The 17,928-nt window shown below is 67.6% G+C and carries 17 protein-coding genes; 10 read left to right on the top strand and 7 right to left on the bottom strand.

Annotated elements, in window-relative coordinates; translation table 11 throughout:
* Positions 1–164 precede the first annotated feature (164 nt).
* Positions 165–1,409: a YbdK family carboxylate-amine ligase gene (locus ABFG95_RS13045; protein ID WP_049076772.1), complete on the top strand. Its 1,245-nt coding sequence runs from the start codon at positions 165–167 to the stop codon at positions 1,407–1,409.
* 78 nt (positions 1,410–1,487) lie between these two features.
* Here the strand turns inward: ABFG95_RS13045 and ABFG95_RS13040 are convergent, their stop codons facing one another.
* Positions 1,488–2,420: a methyltransferase domain-containing protein gene (locus ABFG95_RS13040; RefSeq protein WP_054417869.1), complete on the bottom strand. Its 933-nt coding sequence runs from the start codon at positions 2,418–2,420 to the stop codon at positions 1,488–1,490.
* Between the two features lie 311 nt (positions 2,421–2,731).
* On the opposite strand from ABFG95_RS13040, the gene ABFG95_RS13035 reads away from it, so the two are divergent.
* Together ABFG95_RS13035 and ABFG95_RS13030 are read left to right on the top strand one after the other, a co-directional pair.
* Entirely contained in the window at positions 2,732–3,229 is a 498-nt protein-coding gene (locus ABFG95_RS13035) for a phosphoribosyltransferase family protein (protein WP_348996010.1), read from the top strand.
* Positions 3,230–3,346: 117 nt separating this feature from the next.
* A complete protein-coding gene (locus ABFG95_RS13030) occupies positions 3,347–3,817 on the top strand; it encodes a tRNA (cytidine(34)-2'-O)-methyltransferase (protein WP_054417870.1) in 471 nt (156 codons plus the stop codon).
* Between the two features lie 53 nt (positions 3,818–3,870).
* Here ABFG95_RS13030 and ABFG95_RS13025 read toward each other — a convergent pair whose 3' ends face one another.
* From ABFG95_RS13025 to ABFG95_RS13005, 5 genes are read right to left on the bottom strand one after another with little or no spacing between them, the layout of a single operon-like run.
* On the bottom strand, positions 3,871–4,866 hold the full coding sequence (locus tag ABFG95_RS13025) for a tripartite tricarboxylate transporter substrate binding protein (RefSeq protein ID WP_049076764.1): 996 nt from the start codon (positions 4,864–4,866) through the stop codon (positions 3,871–3,873).
* 59 nt (positions 4,867–4,925) lie between these two features.
* Positions 4,926–5,975: an NAD(P)H-dependent glycerol-3-phosphate dehydrogenase gene (locus ABFG95_RS13020; RefSeq protein ID WP_049076761.1), complete on the bottom strand. Its 1,050-nt coding sequence runs from the start codon at positions 5,973–5,975 to the stop codon at positions 4,926–4,928.
* 18 nt (positions 5,976–5,993) lie between these two features.
* Complete coding sequence (secB, locus tag ABFG95_RS13015) at positions 5,994–6,527, bottom strand: protein-export chaperone SecB (protein ID WP_049076759.1); 534 nt, start codon at positions 6,525–6,527, stop codon at positions 5,994–5,996.
* A 36-nt stretch (positions 6,528–6,563) separates the two neighbouring features.
* Entirely contained in the window at positions 6,564–6,821 is a 258-nt protein-coding gene (grxC, locus tag ABFG95_RS13010; RefSeq protein ID WP_068950383.1) for a glutaredoxin 3, read from the bottom strand.
* 50 nt (positions 6,822–6,871) lie between these two features.
* On the bottom strand, positions 6,872–7,294 hold the full coding sequence (locus ABFG95_RS13005; protein WP_049076757.1) for a rhodanese-like domain-containing protein: 423 nt from the start codon (positions 7,292–7,294) through the stop codon (positions 6,872–6,874).
* Positions 7,295–7,455: 161 nt separating this feature from the next.
* On the opposite strand from ABFG95_RS13005, the gene gpmA reads away from it, so the two are divergent.
* The 7 genes from gpmA (at position 7,456) to ABFG95_RS12970 (ending at position 15,587) form a co-directional block, all read left to right on the top strand.
* Positions 7,456–8,208, top strand: coding sequence for a 2,3-diphosphoglycerate-dependent phosphoglycerate mutase (gpmA, locus tag ABFG95_RS13000; RefSeq protein ID WP_049076754.1), 753 nt, complete (start codon positions 7,456–7,458; stop codon positions 8,206–8,208).
* A gap of 36 nt (positions 8,209–8,244) precedes the next feature.
* Complete coding sequence (locus ABFG95_RS12995) at positions 8,245–9,813, top strand: peptidoglycan DD-metalloendopeptidase family protein (RefSeq protein ID WP_348996048.1); 1,569 nt, start codon at positions 8,245–8,247, stop codon at positions 9,811–9,813.
* A 41-nt stretch (positions 9,814–9,854) separates the two neighbouring features.
* Entirely contained in the window at positions 9,855–11,300 is a 1,446-nt protein-coding gene (locus tag ABFG95_RS12990) for a S41 family peptidase (protein WP_049076753.1), read from the top strand.
* The gene (gene moeB / locus ABFG95_RS12985; RefSeq protein ID WP_348996009.1) at positions 11,297–12,052 is read left to right on the top strand and encodes a molybdopterin-synthase adenylyltransferase MoeB; all 756 of its coding nucleotides are present in this window, start codon (positions 11,297–11,299) and stop codon (positions 12,050–12,052) included. The genes ABFG95_RS12990 and moeB overlap by 4 nt, the downstream gene beginning before the upstream one ends.
* 130 nt (positions 12,053–12,182) lie before the next feature.
* Entirely contained in the window at positions 12,183–13,373 is a 1,191-nt protein-coding gene (locus ABFG95_RS12980) for a GGDEF domain-containing protein (protein ID WP_348996008.1), read from the top strand.
* An 85-nt stretch (positions 13,374–13,458) separates the two neighbouring features.
* Positions 13,459–14,178: an FCD domain-containing protein gene (locus ABFG95_RS12975; protein WP_169535759.1), complete on the top strand. Its 720-nt coding sequence runs from the start codon at positions 13,459–13,461 to the stop codon at positions 14,176–14,178.
* Entirely contained in the window at positions 14,175–15,587 is a 1,413-nt protein-coding gene (locus tag ABFG95_RS12970; RefSeq protein WP_348996007.1) for an FAD-binding oxidoreductase, read from the top strand. The genes ABFG95_RS12975 and ABFG95_RS12970 overlap by 4 nt, the downstream gene beginning before the upstream one ends.
* Positions 15,588–15,907: 320 nt before the next feature.
* Here ABFG95_RS12970 and thiC read toward each other — a convergent pair whose 3' ends face one another.
* Complete coding sequence (gene thiC, locus ABFG95_RS12965; protein WP_049076743.1) at positions 15,908–17,821, bottom strand: phosphomethylpyrimidine synthase ThiC; 1,914 nt, start codon at positions 17,819–17,821, stop codon at positions 15,908–15,910.
* Positions 17,822–17,928 lie beyond the last annotated feature (107 nt).

Genomic DNA, 17,928 nt, shown 5'->3' with positions numbered 1-17,928 from the left:
GAATGCATCGCGATGTTGCACACAAATGTCACGATTTTCAATCGTTTTGCCACAAACATGCGGCTATTATGCGTTCACAAGCCGCCGTCTAGTGCCCCCCGGGAAGTTACCGGGCTTCAAGGTCGAACGGCGCACCCCCTCATCCATATCCGAAGGAGTCCGAGATGGAACAGATCCCGTTCATTTCGTCGGCCCCCAACACCCTGGGCATCGAACTCGAGCTGCAACTGATCGACCCCCGCAGTTTTGACCTCACCGCAGCCTCTGACGAGCTGCTGGCCCAAATGGCCAATCACCCCATCGCCGACCGCGTTAAACCGGAAATCACGCGGTCCATGATCGAACTGAATTCCTCGGTGCACGAGCACCCGATGGGCCTGCTGGCCGAGATGCGAGAGATGCGCGATGCGCTGGTCGAAGCCGCCGATGCCGTTGGCGTTTCGGTGGCGGGCGGCGGCGCCCACCCGTTCATGCGCTGGCAGGAACGCTCGATCTCGGATACCCCGCGCTTCCAGTACCTGGCCGAAATGTATGGTTACCTGGCGCGTCAATTTACGGTGTTCGGCCAGCATATCCACCTGGGCGTCAAAAGCGGCGACGAAGCTATCAAACTGTTGCGCCGGCTGTCGCCCTATGTGCCGCACTTCATCGCCCTGTCGGCCTCGTCGCCGTACTGCGAGGGCGTCGATACGCTGTTCTCGTGCTCGCGCCTGAACGCGGTCAACAGTTTCCCGCTGGCGGGCCACATGCCGGCGGACGTCAAGGACTGGTACCAGTTCGAGGCCCATCTGGCGCAGTTGCGCGCCTACGGGTTGGCCGAGAGCATCAAGGACCTGTACTGGGATATCCGTCCCAAGCCCGAATTCGGCACGGTCGAGATCCGCGTCTGCGACACGCCGCTGACGGTGGAGCGCGCCTGCCAGATCGCCGCGTTCGCCCAGGCGCTGGCGGTGCTGCTGATGCGCGAGGAAGATCCCAGCGACAAGGCCTGGCTGTCCTACCGGAGCAACCACTTCCAGGCCTGCCGCTTCGGCCTGCAAGGCAGCTATGTGACGCCGGACGGCCAGCGCCTGCGCCTGATGGATCACCTGCGCGCGCTGTTCCAGCGGCTGATGCCGGTGGCCGAGGAATTGGGCACGGGCGACATGATCGCGACGCTGCGCGACGACGCCATGCGCAGCGGCAACGACGCGCGCTGGTTGCGCAACCAGTTCCATCGCCTGCGCGACCTGCCGCTGGTGGTGGAGTCGATGTCGCAAGCCTGGCGGGGCGAATCGCCCCAGGTAGCCGCGCCCGCAGAGCCAACCGCGGTGCTGCGGCGGCGCATCCGCGCCACTTCCGAACCCATGCAACCTTTGTCGGCGGCGGAACCGGGAGTGACGGCGACGCTGCCCGAGCGTCTGCACTGAACTGAACGCGACAGTTGCAAGCCTTGCGCCCTGGCCGGGCGTCCCGCGCAGGCGGGCCGTCGGCCGGGGCGTGTCTCGTCAGGGCGTGCCGCGCTGGCGGCCGCCGATGGCGCTGACCGACAAACGGGTTTCCCCCGCGCTGCCGCGGTGAGTCGCGGCGCGCCAGGCGTGGCCGTAAGCCACTTCGATGCTCAGGGCGATGACGCCGTCGGGACGGCGTTGTGCCTCCAGCGCCGCGCACAGGCGTGCGCGCCAGTCGCGTCCGACCAGGCCGGCGCGGCGGCCGGCCGCGGGATTGCCGCCCAGGGCGCGCACATCCTGCAGCAGTTTTTCCGGCGTGCGGTAGGTCAGGGTCAGGATCTCCTGATCCATGACGGGGTCGGCGAAGCCGTTTTCCACCAGCAGGTCGCCGAAGTCGTGCATGTCGACGAAGGCCGGCGTGGCGGTGCGCAGGCCGGCATCATCGAGCGCCTGGCGCAACTCGCGCAGCGTCGCCGGGCCCAGACAGGAGAACATCGCCAGCCCGCCGACCTTGAGGATACGGCGCCATTCGCCCAGCACGGCGTGCGGTTCGCGGTGCCAGTGCAGGGCCAGGTTGGACCACACCAGTTCGTGCGATTCCGGCGCCAGGCCGGTGGCGGCCAGATCGGCGTTGACGAAGCCGGTGGCCGGGCCCCGACGCGCCAGTTTGCCGATCCAGGCGCCGATTCCGGCGGGCGCGTGGCGCTTGCGGGCAATGTCCAGCAACGGTTCGCAATTGTCCAGACCGGTGTAGGCGGCCTCGGCATAGCGCTCGCGCAACAGGGCCAGGTTGTCACCCGCGCCGCAGCCGGCGTCGAGCATGGCCTGCGGTTGCACGCGGATGTACTGCAGCCGGCCCAGCATGCGGCGGGCGACTTCGCCATACAGGAACTGGGCTTCCGACAGGTCGCCGCGGCGGGCGAATTGGCGCGGCACGTCGGCGGCGACGAGCGGTAGCGAGGGCGGGGTGGCGGGTGCGGGCAGGGACATTTCGGTCGCGCCCGGGCCGGTGCCGCGGGCGGATCATGGTTTCATGGGGGATGGCCCACATTATTGCCCATCCCGGCCGGGGACGCGGATTGTCCCTACAGGCGATGGGGCGGTGGCTGCTGGCCCGGGTGCCTTGCGATTGCCCCCTATGCGGGGCGCGCGTCGGCGGCGCCCGGCTATGTGAAGGCTGCGAACTCGATCTCGCCGCCGCGTCGCAGACGCCGCCCGATCCGCGCTGTCCTCGTTGCGCCCTTCGGCTGGGCCCGGACGCGCTGCATTGCGCCGCCTGCCTGGCGCGGCCGCCGGCCTTCGTGCGCACGATCGCCGCGTTCGATTACGAACCCCCCGCCGATACGCTGATCCGCCAACTCAAGACCCAGCTGCGGCTGAGCGCGGCGCCGGTGTTGGCGCGCCTGCTGGCGCATGCGGTATGGAGCGACCCGCCGCCCGCGGCGCTGCTGTTGGTGCCGGTGCCGTCCAGCCGCGCGTCGCTGCGCCGGCGCGGCCTGAACCCGGCCGGCGAGATCGCCCGTGGCCTGGCGCAGCACCTTGATTGGCCGCTGCTGCGCGGAACGTTGCTGCGGCGGCGTGAGACCCCACGGCAGACGACCCTGGGACGGCGGGCGCGGCAACAGGGCGCGCAGGGCGTGTTCCACTGCCGGCGGGACCTGTCCGGCCGCGACGTCGGCCTGGTCGATGACGTCATGACCACGGCCAGCACCGCCGATGCCGCCGCGCGCGCCTTGCTGGCGGCGGGGGCGGCCAGCGTGACCGTGCTGGTGGCGGCGCGCACGCCGCGTCCCGATTGATCCTTCGCCGCGCCGGTTCTCGGGCGCGCCGTCGGTGGGTGGTCCAAATCGGCGACAATCGCTGCTGCGCGGCCGTCCCGGACCGCGCGCCTGTCAATGTCTTGCGCGCCTTTTGCCATGTTCCACGTCATCCTCGTCTGTCCCGAGATTCCGCCCAACACGGGCAATGCGATCCGCTTGTGCGCCAATACCGGCGCCCAATTGCATCTGGTGCGCCCGTTGGGATTCGAGCTGGATGACGCCCGCATGCGGCGGGCGGGACTGGATTACCACGAATGGCAGCCGGTGCGGGTGCACGATTCCTTGCCGGAAGCGCTGGCGGATACCGGGGCGGCAGCCTCGCATATCTATGCATTGACGACTCACGCGCAGCGTAGCGTCGGGGATGTGCGGTTCGAAGCGGGCGACGTGTTCGTGTTCGGGCGCGAGAGCGCCGGACTGTCGGAAGCGCATCACGCGATGTTCGCGCCGCAGCAGCGGTTGCGGCTGCCGATGCGGGCGGGGCAGCGGAGCTTGAACCTGTCCAACGCGGTGGCAGTGACGGTTTTCGAAGCCTGGCGCCAGCTGGGCTACGAAGGGGGCGTCTGAGGCCCCGCTCGGCGAGCCGATTGACGGGCTCGCCGGCGTGGCTTGCCGCGCAATCAGTCGAGCGACAGGTTCAGCTTCTGGATGACTTGGTCCCAGCGCGCCTTTTCGTCCCGGATGCGGACGGTCAGGGCCTCGGGGGTGGAGGCGGCCGGCGTGAAGTATTGCAGCGCCATCTGCTTGCGGACCGTGTCGCTGTTGATGATGCGGGTCAGTTCGCTGTTCAGGCGCTCGATGATGGGCATCGGCGTTTCGGCGGGGGCCAGGATGGCGTTCCAGGAGATGGCTTCGAAATCGGGGTAGCCCTGTGAAGCCATGGTGGGGACGCCGGGCAGGGTGTCGCTGGGCTGCAGGCTGGTGACGGCGAGGATCTTGACCTTGCCGTCGCGGGTCTGGGGCACGGCGATGGCGGGGACCATGAAGCCGGCCTGGATGTCGCCGCCGATGATGGCGCTGATGACCTGCGGGAAGCCGGCGTAAGGGATGTGCGCCATGTCGATGCCGGCGCGCTCCTTGAACATTTCCATGGCCAGGTGGGCCGAGCTGCCGGGGCCGACGGAGCCGTAGTTCAGCGAGCTGCCGTGCTCCTTCACCATGCGCACGAAATCCTGCACCGAGTTCACATTCCTCAGATTGCCCGGCACGGTCAGCACGTTGGGGCTGGTGCCGACCAGCGTCACGGGCGCCAGGTCGAGCAGCGGGTCGTAGCCCAGTGTCTTCTTGTAGAGCGTGGGGGCGGTGACCAGCGGGCCGTTGATCGTGTAGAGCAGGGTGTAGCCGTCCGGCTTGGCCTGGGCGACGATGCGGGTGCCGATGTTGCCGCCCGCGCCGGGCTTGTTGTCGACGACGATGGGCTGGCCCAGCGCCTGCGACAGCGGTTCGGAGATGGTGCGCGCCAGGATATCGGGCGAGGAGCCGGGCGGGAACGGCACCACCAGATGGATGGGGCGTTCGGGCCAATCGGCGTGGGCGGCGGCGGGCAGGATGGCCGCCAGGCTCAGGCACAGGCCGCGCAGCAGGCGGCCGACCCGGAACTTGCGGGTATGCGTCATGAAGGATGTCTCCAGGGTGTCGGGCGTGGTGTTGTTATGGGGTGGAAGACCCGCGAGCGTCAGGTGTCGTCGCCGTGTTCGTCGCGGGCGTTGCGCGCCAGCAGCGCGGACACCGCCGTCATGGGCGCGACGCCCTCGAACAGGACGGCGCACACGGCTTCGGTGATGGGCAGTTCGACGTTGATGGCGCGCGCGCGCTCCAGCGCGGCGCGGGCGCAGCGCACGCCTTCGGCGGTGACGCCGCTGGCCAGGATGTCGGCCAGCTTGCGGCCGGCGCCGATTTCCAGTCCGACGCGGCGATTGCGTGACAGTTCGCCGGTCGCGGTCAGCACGAGGTCGCCCAGGCCGGTCAGGCCGGCGAAGGTTTCGGGCCGCGCGCCGAGCGCAACGCCAAAGCGGGTCATCTCGGCCAGGCCGCGGGTGATGAGCGCGGCGCGGGCATTGGTGCCCAGCGCCAGGCCGTCGCCAATGCCGCAGGCCACCGCGATGACGTTCTTGAGCGCGCCGCCCATTTCGACGCCGACCAGGTCGCTGCTGGCGTAGACGCGCAGCGCGGCGCCGTGCAGCGCTTGGGTGGTGGCGGCCCGCAAGTCGGCGTTGTCGCTGGCGACAGTGAGCGCCACCGGCAGGCCCTGGGCCACTTCACGGGCAAAGGAGGGGCCCGACAGGACGCCGCCGATGGCGTCGGGCAGGGCTTCGCGCACGATTTCATGCGGCAGCCGCGCCGTGTCGGCTTCAAAACCCTTGCAGGTCCAGACGATGGGGGTGTCGCGCAGGCCCAGGGCGGGCAGGCGGTGTGCCAATTCGGCGCAGGTGGCGGCCAGGCCGGCCACCGGGACGCCCAGGATGATCAATCCCGCCGCGCCGTCCTGCTTGAGGCTGCGCAGGGTCGCGTCGAGATCGGAGGAAACGGTGAGGGCCTGCGGCAGCGGGATGCCGGGCAGGTAGCGCGCGTTTTCGTGGCGGGCGGCCATGTCGGCGGCCTGCGCCGGATCGCGCGCCCAGAGTACGGTGGGGTGGCGGCGGCTCGCGGCCGCCGCCAGCGCGGTGCCCCAGCTGCCCGCGCCCAGGACGGCAACGCGCAGGCTGGGCGAGGTGGGCTGGTTCATGGAGCGCCGCGGTGCGCCTTATTGGCGGGTGGCGCTGGCGGGCAGGATGATGCCCGAGTCGCTGCCGTTGCCGTTGGCATTGCTTTGCTGCTGTTGCAGTTCGGCCAGGCGCTGCTCGTACAGGGCCTGGAAGTTGACTTCGGTCAGGTGCAGCGGCGGCATCGAGGTGCGGGTGATCGCATCGGCGATGTTGGCGCGCAGGTACGGGTACAGCATCGTCGGGCAGACGATGCCCAGCAGCGGGTCGAGCTGTTCTTCGGGAATGTTGGCGGCTTCGAAGATGCCGGCCTGGGTGCCTTCGACCAGGTACACGACCTTGTCATTGACACGGGTGGTGACGGTGACCGTGACCGTGGTTTCGAACACGGTTTCGGCCAGGCGCTGGCCGCCCACGGTGATGCTCACTTCGACCTGGGGGGCTTCTTGCTCCAGGAAGACGTGGGGCGCGTTCGGCATTTCCAGCGAAAGGTCTTTCAGGTAGACGCGCTGCAGATTGAACGAGGGCGCGTCGTTGCCGCCTTCTTGCTGGGTGTTTTGGTCTTGATCAGCCATGAGTGTTTCCGTTGGTGGGAGGGGCAAAAAGGGGCGTCAGCCGTTGAGCAATGGGGCCAGGCCGCCCGAGCGGTCCAGCGCCATCAGGTCGTCGCAACCGCCGACGTGGGTATCGCCGATGAAGATCTGCGGTACCGTGCGCCGGCCGGTGCGTTCGATCATGCGATCGCGCTGGCCGGGTTCGCGGTCGATCTGGATGATCTCCAGGTCGGTCACGCCGCGCTGCTCCAGCAGCGCCTTGGCGCGGGCGCAATAGGGACAATAGTCCTTGCTGTACATGACAACTTTATTCATAGGCGCTCCAGGCGGATTCTGTCGATAAGATGGGGGCGCGTCGCCCGGGTTCAACCCTTCTGGGTAACCGGCAGGCTGGCGGCCAGCCAGGCGCGCATGCCGCCCTCGAGCGGCACGACGTCGGCGAAGCCCTGCGCGCGCAGCTTGGCGGCGGCGCGGGCGGAATCACGGCCATTGTCGCAAACCACGACCAGCGGCTTGTTCTTGGGCAGCGAGGCGGCCTTTTGTTCCAGGTCGGCGGCCGGCACGCTGCGTGCCTGGGCGATGTGGCCGGCCTGGAACTGTTCGGCGGGGCGCACGTCGACCCACACGGCCTGGCGCTGGTTGACCATCTGGATGGCTTCCGTGGTGCTCACGGCCGAGCCGGTGCGGCCCTTGCGCAGGGCGGGAATGGCCAGCATGACGCCGGAAACGAGGGTTACGGCGACAATGAAGATGTTGTTTTTATCGAGCAAGAATTGCAGAAGGTCCACGGGGCATCCTGAAGTGCGGCGTCTAGCCTGGTAAGGGCGAACCCTGACGCGCCGCGCCGCGAAATTGACGGGTGCGCCGGGGCAAAATCAAGGGCAAAATCGCTCAATTATAAAATGAGCGCATTCCGCAACTTTAACCCGCGTTACACGCCTGCCAAACCATGCACAAACTCGTTCTCATGCGCCACGGCGAAAGCCAGTGGAATCTGGAAAACCGCTTCACCGGCTGGACCGACGTCGACCTGACCGAAACCGGCCGTGAACAGGCCCGCAAGGCGGGTGAACTGCTCAAGAAGGAAGGCTACACCTTCGACCTGGCCTACTCGTCGGTGCTCAAGCGCGCCATCCGCACCCTGTGGATCGCCCTGGACGCCATGGACGCCATGTATACCCCGGTGGGCGTGAACTGGCGCCTGAACGAGCGCCACTACGGCGCCCTGCAGGGGCTGAACAAGGCGGAAACCGCCGCCAAGTACGGCGACGAGCAGGTGCTGATCTGGCGCCGCGCCTACGCCATCGCGCCGGAACCCCTGTCGCTGGACGACGAGCGCCACCCGCGCTTTGACAGCCGCTATGCCAAGATCCCGGCCGACCAGTTGCCGGCCACCGAGTGCCTGAAGGACACCGTGGCGCGCGTGCTGCCGTTCTGGAACGAATCCATCGCCCCGGCCATCCGCGCCGGCCGCAAGGTGCTCATCGCGGCCCACGGCAACAGCCTGCGCGCGCTCATCAAGCACCTGGACAACGTGTCCGACGACGACATCGTCAACCTGAACATCCCCACCGGCCAGCCGCTGGTGTACGAATTGGATGATGACCTGCGTCCCATCCGCCACTATTATCTGGGCGATGCCGCCGAGATCGAGGCGGCCATGGCCGCCGTCGCGGCCCAGGGCAAGGCGAAGAAGGACTGATACATGGTGCGCAAGGCGGGATGGTTGTTGGCGGTCATGCTGGCCGGCGGAGCGCTGCCGGCGGGCGCCGCGCCCAACGATCTCGCCGGCCGCCAGTCCGAAGCCGAAAGGCAGCAGGCGCAGCTGCGCGACCGCATCGAGAACCTGCAAAAGGATATCGATACGCGCGAAGCGGCCCGCAAGGAAGCCGCCGACGCCCTGAAGCAGTCGGAATCGGCGATCTCCCGAATCAACCTGCGCCTGAAGGAACTGGCCGACGCCAACCGCCAGGCGACCACCGACCTGTCCGGCCTGGAAAAGCAGATCACCGCCCAGCAGGCTGTGCTGGCCAAGCGCCGCGTCGAACTGGCGGACCAACTGCGTACCCAGTACACCAGCGGCCTGTCGCCCTGGACAGCGCTGCTGTCGGGCGACGATCCCCAGGTGCTGGGGCGCAACCTCGGCTATCTGGACTATGTATCCCAGGCCCGTGCCCGCGCCGTCGAGGCCTTGCGGGCCGATATCGACCGCCTGGCGGCGCTGCAGGGGCGCGCTGACGCCCGCCGCGCCGAAATCGAAAAGCTGGTGGCGGAGACCTCCGAGCAGAAAACCGCCCTGGTCGCCCAGCAAAAGGAACGCGCCACGCTGCTGGCGCAGCTGGAAGGCCAGATCGCCGCCCAGCGCGCCGAAGCCAACAAATTGGGTCGCGACGATCAGCGACTCTCGCGCCTGATCACCGACCTGGACGCGGCCATCGTCAAGCAGGCCGAAGAGGCCCGCAAGGCCGAAGAGGCGCGACGCCGCGCCGAGGAAGCCCGCAAGGCCGAGGAGGCCCGCCGCGCCGAAGAAGCCCGCAAGAAGGCCGAAGCCGACCGCCGCGCCGAGGAGGCCCGCAGGAAAGCCGAGGCCGACCGCAAGGCGGCCGCCGACAAGGCCGCGGCCGACAATGCCCGTCGCGACCGCAATGCGCGCGAGGCCCGCGAGGCCGCTGAAGCGCGCGAACAGGTCGAGGCCGCGTCGCGCCAGGCGCGGGGGCCCGTGGCCGTGGCCGATCCGGACGCCGCTGGCCTGCGCCCGGCCGATACCCGCCATACCCGCCTGACCGGGCAGGCCGAGACGCCGCCCCCGGTAAAACCCGCAGATCCTCCCAAAAAGGCGGAACCCGCGGAGGCGGAATCCACTCCAACCCGTACTGCATCGGTCCAGCAGACCCCGCGCGCCGCGCCGGCAGGCGGCGGCAACGGGCTGCGCCACGGGTTGGCGGCGCCGGTGCGTGGCCAGGTGCAGGGCCGTTTCGGGGTCGATCGCCCGGACGGCGGCGTCTGGCGCGGCATCGTGCTGCGCGCGCCCGAGGGAACCCCCGTGAAGGTGGTGGCCCCCGGCACGGTGGTCTATGCCGATTGGCTGAGGGGCTTCGGCAACCTCATCATTGTGGATCATGGCCAGCAATATCTGACCGTCTATGCTTACAACCAAAGTCTGCTCAAACGGGTGGGCGATTCCGTCGCGGCGGGGGATACTATTGCTTCGGTAGGCGCAACCGGCGGCCAAGTGGAATCCGGCCTATACTTTGAAATTCGCCATCGCGGCGCTCCTGTGGATCCAGCCCAGTGGCTGGCCCAGTAAGCCAAAAACCCTCAAGGGCGAAAACCATTCGGGAAGTGTGCATGAGCACTCGCAAGTTTCGCGGTTTCGGTCTGATTGCCATCGGTGCGGTGGCAGGTGTCCTGCTCAGCGTGGGCGTCACCGCTGTCGCCCAGCGCGGCAGTCCCTTGCCGCTGGATGAACTCAGGCAACTGAGCAACGTCTTCGCCGCCATCAAGAACAACTACGTCGAGTCGGTGGACGACAAGACGCTGATCGACAATGCCATTTCCGGCATGGTGTCGAACCTGGACCCGCATTCCGCTTACCTGGATGCCGACGCCTTCCGCGAAATGCAGACGGCCACGCAGGGTGAGTTCGGCGGCCTGGGCATCGAGGTCGGCGCCGAAGACGGCTTCGTCAAGGTCATCTCGCCCATCGAGGACACCCCCGCCGCGCGCGCGGGCGTCATGGCCGGCGACCTCATCATCAAGATCGACGACACGCCCACCAAGGGCATGTCGCTGAACGACGCCGTCAAGCTCATGCGCGGCGCGCCCAAGTCGCCCATCACGCTGACCATCATGCGCGCCGACCGGCCGCAGCCGATCGTCCTCAAGATCGTGCGCGACATCATCAAGGTGCGCAGCGTGCGCAGCAAGATGCTGGACAACGGCGTGGCCTACGTGCGCATCGCCCAGTTCCAGGAGAAGACCGGCGTCGACCTGGCCAAGCAGCTCAAGGACCTGGGCGCCAAGGAAGCGCCCAAGGGCCTGGTGCTCGACCTGCGCAATGACCCGGGCGGCCTGCTGACCAGCGCCATCGGCGTGTCCGGCGCGTTCCTGCCGGCCGACGCCCTGGTGGTGTCGACCGACGGCCGCACCCCTGACGCGCGCCACAAGTACCTGGCGACCCCGTCGGAATACGCCCGCGGTGAAAGCAACTACCTGTCGGGCCTGCCGGCCTGGACCAAGACCGTGCCGATGGTGGTGCTGGTCAACGTCGGTTCGGCCTCGGCTTCCGAGATCGTGGCCGGCGCGCTGCAGGACCACAAGCGCGCCAAGGTGCTGGGCAACCGCACCTTCGGCAAGGGCTCGGTGCAGGTGATCCTGCCGCTGTCGGAAACCACCGCGGTCAAGCTCACCACGTCGCGCTACTTCACGCCCAGCGGCCGTTCGATCCAGGCCACCGGCATCGAGCCCGACTACGTCGTGGCCGACACCGCCGATGGCGACCTGTTCCGCCTGCCGCGCGAAGCCGACCTGCAACGCCACCTGTCGAACCCGGGCACGGCCAACGAAGTGAAGTCCAACTCGGACCAGGACAACGTCGACGTGCCGACCAAGGTGTTCGAATTCGGCGGCAAGGATGACTTCCAGCTGCAGCAGGCGATCAACCTGCTGGCCGGCAAGCCGGTGCAGAAGGGTTCGGCCCGCGCCCAGGCCAAGGCCGACGCCAAGCCCGGCGCCGGCACCGCCCAGCGCATGAAGATCACGCCGACCGGAGTCGAGCCCAGCAAGGACAAATGAACGACGAGCAACTGCTGCGCTACGCCCGCCATATCCTGCTCGACGAGCTGGGTATCGAAGGGCAGGAAAGACTGCTGGCGGCGCGAGTGCTTATCATAGGGGCGGGTGGACTGGGGTCGCCCGCCGCGCTCTACCTGGCCACCGCCGGCGTCGGCGACATCACGCTGGCCGATGACGACGTCGTCGAACTCAGCAACCTGCAGCGCCAGATCCTGCACACCACTTCCAGCGTGGGCCGGCCCAAGGCCGAGTCCGGGCGCGACATGCTGGCGGCTTTCAATCCGCAGACCCGCGTGCATGCCCGCGTCGAGCGGCTGCAGGGCCAGGCCCTGTCCGACGCGGTGGCGCAGGCCGACCTGGTGCTGGACTGCACCGACAATTTCACCACTCGCCACGCCATCAACCGCGCCTGCGTGCAGCATCGCAAGCCGCTGGTGTCGGGCGCCGCCATCCGCTTCGACGGCCAGGTCAGCGTCTACGACCTGCGCGCCCCGGACGCGCCGTGCTACCACTGCCTGTTTCCCGAGGCAGACGACGTCGAGGAAGCCAACTGCGCCACCATGGGCGTGTTCGCGCCGGTGGTCGGCATCATCGGCAGCATGCAGGCGGCCGAGGCCCTCAAGCTGTTGTCCGGCGTGGGTGAAAGCCTGTCGGGGCGGCTGCTGTGGCTGGACGTGCGCACCATGCAATGGCGCAGCGTCAACGTGCAGCGCGACCCTGAATGCGCCGTTTGCGGCGCCCGCGGGCACTGACGCCGCGTTATTCCGTCCCTCAAAAAATCCGTCGGCCATTGCCCTCGCGGACAATATTAAAGGCTTGAAATACCTGCTATAACGCCAGCCAGCCTACCGCTCAAGGGCAGGCAGCTTTGGACGTAACGGTGTGGACACAGGATTGAGCTTCAGCCTGCCCAAGTGGCGGCTGACCCGTTGGCTGACGCATTCCGGGCAGGATACGCCCGCGGATATCCGCGCCGCCCTGATCGCCAGTCTGTTCGGCACCTTGCCGATTTTCGCGGGCGGCGTCATCAACACCCTGATGATCTCCGGCGTGGTGGCCTGGCGCCGGCCCGAGCCGCTCTATCTCTCCTGGCTGATACTCGAGGTCCTGCTGGCCGTGGTGCGCGTCACCGTGCTGCGCTCGGCCCTGCGCAATGCCGCCCGCGGCGGCAACACCCACACCGACATCTACATCGTGCTGGCCCTGCTGTGGGCCTTCAGCGTCGGTTACGGGGTCTTCGTCACTTTCCTCAATCACGACTGGCTGGCCGCCACGCTGGCGGGCGTGTCCTGCGGCGCGATGGCCGGCGGCATCTGCTTTCGCAACTACGGCGCGCCACGGCTGGTGGCGGCGATGATCTTCCTGAGCCTGGGGCCGATGTGCCTGGGCGCGCTGTTCGCCGGCGAATACGTCACCGCCATCGTTTTCATCCAGATTCCGTTCTACCTGGTCAGCATGAGCATCGCCTCGCAACGGCTGCGGCGCATCCTGGTGTCCACCATGCTCGCCGAGCGCGAGAACGAACGCCGCGCCAGCCAGGACGCCCTGACCGGCCTGGCCAACCGCGCCGGGCTGGAAGCCGCGCTCGAGCGTATCTGCACCAGCGCGCGCGAGCACGACAGCGCCGCCGCGCTGTTCTACATGGACATGGATGACTTCAAGATCATCAACGACACCCATGGCCATGCCGCCGGCGACCACGTCCTGAAGACCATTGCGCAACGCATGCGTGCCATGCTGCGCGTCGATGACGTCGCCGCCCGCATCGGCGGCGATGAATTCATCGTGCTGGCCACCGGCATCGACGCCACCGCCGCGCTGCGGCTGGGCAACCACCTGCTGCATGACGCCAGCCAGCCCATCGTGCTGGCCGATGGCACCCGCGTCAGCGTCGGGCTGTCGATCGGCATTTCGATCATCTCCGGCGCCAATCGCAAGGCCCAGGCAGTGCTCGATTCCGCCGATGCCGCGCTGTACCGCGCCAAGGCGCGCGGCGGCCGCCGCTGTTCGGTGGCGGGCCTGACGGACGCCGAGGACGTGCTCCAGGCCGGCGACGCCACCGCAGTGGCCTGAGTCGTCTCCGCACGGGGGCAAAAGCCGGCCCGCTTCATCAAAAGTTATCAGATAACCTGAAAAGTATGCGCTATACTCGATCGCTATGCTGACCAAGAGCCTGACCCTGACCGAACAGGTCGCCCGCCAGATAGCGGGCGACATCGCCCATGGGGTCTATCCCGTGGGCGCCAAGCTGCCATCCGGCCGCGTCCTGGCCGAACAGTACGGCGTCAGTGCCGCCGTCATTCGCGAAGTCACCGAACGCCTGCGCGCGCAGGGCCTGATCCAGAGCCGCCAGGGTTCGGGTTGCGTGGTGCTGGCGCGCACCGGCGCGCAGGGCTTCCAGGTGCCCGCCGATATCGCCGTCAGCCGCGAGCAATTGGCCAATGTCTACGAACTGCGCATGGAACTGGAAGGGGGCGCGGCGGCGCTGGCGGCCGAGCGCCGCGGCGCCGCCGACCTGGACGCCATGGCGCGCGCCCTGGCCGACCTGGAACGCCACCAGCACCATCCCGAACACGGGGTCGAGCATGACATCGCCTTTCACCTGGCGATCGCGGCGGCAACCCACAACCCCTTCTACCAGGACCTGCTGCAATACCTGAACCTGCAGTTGCGCCTGGCCGTCACCACCGCGCGCGCCAACAGCCGCCAGTTGGCGGGCATGACCGATGCCGTGCACCACGAGCACGTCGCCGTGTTCGAGGCCATCCGCGAGCGGGATGCCCCGCGCGCGCGTCTCATGGCCGAAAGCCACCTGCGCCAGGCGGCCAGCCGCCTGCGCCTAGATTCCCTCTTTCCCGCCTCCAGGCAGACATCATGAGCACAACCGACATCGCCCAGCGCCTGGTCCAGGCCCTGGGCCCCGACACCGTCTTCACCGCCAGCGACGATATCGCGCCCTGGCTGTCCGACTGGCGCGGCCTGTACAACGGCCACGCCCAGGCGGTGGTCCGTCCGCGCACCACCGCCGAGGTCGCCGCCTGCCTGTCGCTCTGCAACGAAGCCGGCGTGTCGGTGGTGCCGCGCGGCGGCAATACCGGCCTGTGCGGCGGCGCCACGCCCGATGCCGCGCCCGCCAACGTCGTGTTGAGCCTGGACCGCATGAACGGCGTGCGCGCCATCGATACCGTCGCCAACACCATGGTCGCCGAAGCCGGCTGCATCCTCGGCAACCTGCGCCGCGCCGCGCAGGATGCCGGCCGCCTGCTGCCGTTGAGCCTGGCCGCCGAAGACTCCAGCCAGATCGGCGGCAACGTCGCCACCAATGCCGGCGGCGTCAACGTGGTGCGCTACGGCATGGCGCGCGAGCTGGTGCTGGGCCTGGAAGCGGTGCTGCCCAACGGCGAGATCTTCAACGGCCTGCGCACGCTGCGCAAGGACAATACCGGCTACGACCTCAAGCAACTGCTGATCGGCTCCGAAGGCACGCTCGGCATCATCACGGCCGTGGCGCTGCGCCTGTATCCGCGCACCGATGTGCGTTCGGTGGTGCTGGCCGCCGTCGAATCGCCGGCCCAGGCGCTGCGGCTGTTCGAGATCCTGTTCGAGCAATGCGGCGCGCGCCTGCAGGCCTTCGAGTATTTCTCCGGCGACTGCCTCGACCTGGTCCTGACCCACGCCGCGGGCGTGCAGGAACCGTTCGACCAACGCTATCCGGCCTATGTGCTGGTCGAACTGGCCGACACCACCGACGAAGCGGCGCTGACGGCGCTGCTGGAAAATGTGATCGGCACCGCGCTCGAGCGCGGCCTGTGCCTGGATGCCGCCGTCTCCGCGTCGCTGGCGCAGTTGCAGGCGCTATGGAAGCTGCGCGAGGAAATCTCCGAAGCGCAACGCGCCGATGGCCCGCACCTGAAGCACGATGTGTCGCTGCCCATCGAGAGCATTCCCGATTTCATGGCGTCGGCCGAAGCCCGCGTGCGCGCGCTGTACCCGGACATCCGCCCCTTCATCTTCGGCCATTTCGGGGACGGCAATCTGCATTACAACCTGTCGCGCCCCGCTGGCGCCGAGCGCGGCTGGGTGGCCGAACACGGCGCCGCCATCACCGACGCGGTCCTGGACGAGGTCAACCGCTACGGCGGCAGCATCAGTGCCGAGCACGGGATCGGGCAGCTGAAGCGGGATCATTTCCTGCATAGCAAGGACGCGCTGGAGTTGCGGTTGATGCGGGAAATCAAGCGGGTCCTGGATCCCAAGGGGATCATGAATCCGGGGAAGTTGCTGTAAGAAGGGCTTGTCGGTGGGGGGAAGGCGCTTCGTAGGTCGCCCCTCGATCGGGCGGACCCGATGGCGGGTGCCCACGATTGCAGTCCGGAGCTTTCGCTCCGGACTGCCCCTGCCTCATCCTCGTCCTCGCCTTCGGATTCCATCGGGCGCCTCAAGAATCCAACCCTCGCAACCCAAGATCAGACCAACTCCGCAAAAAAACACCACGGATAACAAAAAAAGGCCTGGAGCAACGCATCCAGGCCTTTCATATCGCCCCAAGTCCACCAAACCGCCGCCATCAGCGACCAGCCCGGCAAAGGCAAAATCCGTTCAGAAGATCACTGCCGGTGGTAAACCTCGGCGCCCTTCTTCACGAACTCGATCGACTTCTCCTGCATGCCTTTTTGCAGCGCTTCCTTCTCGCTCACGCCTTGCGACGCCGCGTAGTCGCGCACGTCCTGCGTGATCTTCATGCTGCAGAAATGCGGCCCGCACATCGAGCAGAAGTGCGCCACCTTCATCGAGTCCTTCGGCAGCGTCTCGTCGTGGAACTCCTTGGCCGTGTCCGGATCCAGACCCAGGTTGAACTGGTCGTCCCAACGGAACTCGAAGCGCGCCTTCGACAAGGCGTTGTCGCGGATCGCCGCGCCCGGATGGCCCTTGGCCAGGTCCGCCGCATGCGCCGCGATCTTGTACGTGATGATGCCGTCCTTCACGTCCTTCTTGTTCGGCAGCCCCAGGTGCTCCTTGGGCGTCACGTAACAGAGCATCGCCGTGCCGTACCAGCCGATCAGCGCCGCGCCGATGCCCGAGGTGATGTGGTCGTAGCCCGGCGCGATGTCGGTCGTCAGGGGGCCCAGCGTGTAGAACGGCGCCTCGTGGCAATGTTCCAGCTGCAGCTCCATGTTTTCCTTGATCATCTGCATCGGCACGTGGCCCGGGCCTTCGATCATCACCTGCACATCGTGCTTCCAGGCCACTTGCGTCAGCTCGCCCAGCGTCTTCAGTTCCGCGAACTGGGCTTCGTCGTTGGCGTCATAGCCCGAGCCCGGACGCAGGCCGTCGCCCAGCGAGAAGCTGACGTCGTAGGCCTTCATGATTTCGCAGATTTCCTCGAAGCGCTCGTACAGGAAGCTTTCCTTGTGGTGAGCCAGACACCACTTGGCCATGATCGAGCCGCCGCGCGAGACGATGCCCGTCATGCGGTCCGCCGTCATGGGGATGAACGGCAGGCGCACGCCGGCGTGGATCGTGAAGTAGTCCACGCCCTGTTCGGCCTGCTCGATCAGCGTGTCGCGGAAGATTTCCCAGGTCAGTTCCTCGGCCTTGCCGTCGACCTTTTCCAGCGCCTGGTAGATCGGCACCGTGCCGATCGGCACCGGCGAATTGCGGATGATCCATTCACGCGTTTCGTGGATGTGCTTGCCCGTCGACAGATCCATGACCGTGTCGCCGCCCCAGCGGATCGCCCAGGTCATCTTCTCGACTTCCTCGCCGATGCCCGAACTGACGGCCGAGTTGCCGATGTTGGCGTTGATCTTGACCAGGAAATTGCGGCCGATCGCCATCGGCTCGACTTCCGGGTGGTTGATGTTGGCGGGGATGATGGCGCGGCCGCGCGCGATTTCGTCGCGCACGAATTCCGGCGTGATGGCGGCCGGGATGGCGGCGCCGAACGACTGGCCCGGGTGTTGGCGCAGCAGGCGCTTGACCATCTTCTCGCCGTCCGGACCGCTGTCGCGCAGCGTCTGCAGGTAGTGCTCGCGGCGCAGGCTTTCGCGGATCGCCACGTACTCCATTTCGGGCGTGATGATGCCGCGGCGCGCGTAGTGCATCTGCGAGACGTTGGCGCCGGCCACGGCGCGGCGCGGCGGGCGTTGCAGGTCAAAGCGCATGGCCGTCAGCTTGGGATCGGTCAGGCGTTGCTTGCCGTACTCGCTGGTCGGGCCGGACAGCACTTCCGTGTCGCCGCGCTCATCGATCCAGGCGCGGCGCACTTCCGGCAGGCCGCGGCGGATGTCGATCTTGACGTCGGGGTCGGTGTAGGGGCCGCTGCAATCGTAGACGGTCAGCGGCGGGTTCTTTTCGCCGCCGAACATGGTGGGCGTGTCGTCCTGCTCGATCTCGCGGAACGGGACGCGGATGTCGGGACGGGAACCGACCTCGTAGACCCGGCGGGATTTGGGCAACGGGGCGACCGCGGCCGCGTCGACTTCGGCGGTGGCGGCCAGGAATTTGGGATTGGCGTTCATGGAAAGCTCCAAGCGAATGGTTTGGAGCCGATCGGGAATGGACTCCCGCCATGCGGGCATGGCGGGAATACGGCTCCCAGCATCGGCATTATCCGTACTGGTACGAA

Origin of the sequence: Achromobacter sp. HNDS-1, from assembly GCF_040084795.1 — a bacterium.
GTDB classification, from domain to species: domain Bacteria; phylum Pseudomonadota; class Gammaproteobacteria; order Burkholderiales; family Burkholderiaceae_B; genus Achromobacter; species Achromobacter ruhlandii.
This window is presented reverse-complemented; position numbering and strand designations above follow the sequence as displayed.

What these genes read in the sequence shown, in the direction of transcription:
- ABFG95_RS13020 (WP_049076761.1), bottom strand. Translation starts at nt 5,975, where the DNA reads ATGAACCAGCCCACCTCGCCCAGCCTGCGCGTTGCCGTCCTGGGCGCG.
- moeB (WP_348996009.1), top strand. Translation starts at nt 11,297, where the DNA reads ATGAACGACGAGCAACTGCTGCGCTACGCCCGCCATATCCTGCTCGAC.
- gpmA (WP_049076754.1), top strand. Translation starts at nt 7,456, where the DNA reads ATGCACAAACTCGTTCTCATGCGCCACGGCGAAAGCCAGTGGAATCTG.
- ABFG95_RS13030 (WP_054417870.1), top strand. Translation starts at nt 3,347, where the DNA reads ATGTTCCACGTCATCCTCGTCTGTCCCGAGATTCCGCCCAACACGGGC.
- thiC (WP_049076743.1), bottom strand. Translation starts at nt 17,821, where the DNA reads ATGAACGCCAATCCCAAATTCCTGGCCGCCACCGCCGAAGTCGACGCG.
- ABFG95_RS12970 (WP_348996007.1), top strand. Translation starts at nt 14,175, where the DNA reads ATGAGCACAACCGACATCGCCCAGCGCCTGGTCCAGGCCCTGGGCCCC.
- ABFG95_RS13045 (WP_049076772.1), top strand. Translation starts at nt 165, where the DNA reads ATGGAACAGATCCCGTTCATTTCGTCGGCCCCCAACACCCTGGGCATC.
- ABFG95_RS13040 (WP_054417869.1), bottom strand. Translation starts at nt 2,420, where the DNA reads ATGTCCCTGCCCGCACCCGCCACCCCGCCCTCGCTACCGCTCGTCGCC.
- grxC (WP_068950383.1), bottom strand. Translation starts at nt 6,821, where the DNA reads ATGAATAAAGTTGTCATGTACAGCAAGGACTATTGTCCCTATTGCGCC.
- secB (WP_049076759.1), bottom strand. Translation starts at nt 6,527, where the DNA reads ATGGCTGATCAAGACCAAAACACCCAGCAAGAAGGCGGCAACGACGCG.
- ABFG95_RS12990 (WP_049076753.1), top strand. Translation starts at nt 9,855, where the DNA reads ATGAGCACTCGCAAGTTTCGCGGTTTCGGTCTGATTGCCATCGGTGCG.
- ABFG95_RS12975 (WP_169535759.1), top strand. Translation starts at nt 13,459, where the DNA reads ATGCTGACCAAGAGCCTGACCCTGACCGAACAGGTCGCCCGCCAGATA.
- ABFG95_RS12995 (WP_348996048.1), top strand. Translation starts at nt 8,245, where the DNA reads ATGCTGGCCGGCGGAGCGCTGCCGGCGGGCGCCGCGCCCAACGATCTC.
- ABFG95_RS13025 (WP_049076764.1), bottom strand. Translation starts at nt 4,866, where the DNA reads ATGACGCATACCCGCAAGTTCCGGGTCGGCCGCCTGCTGCGCGGCCTG.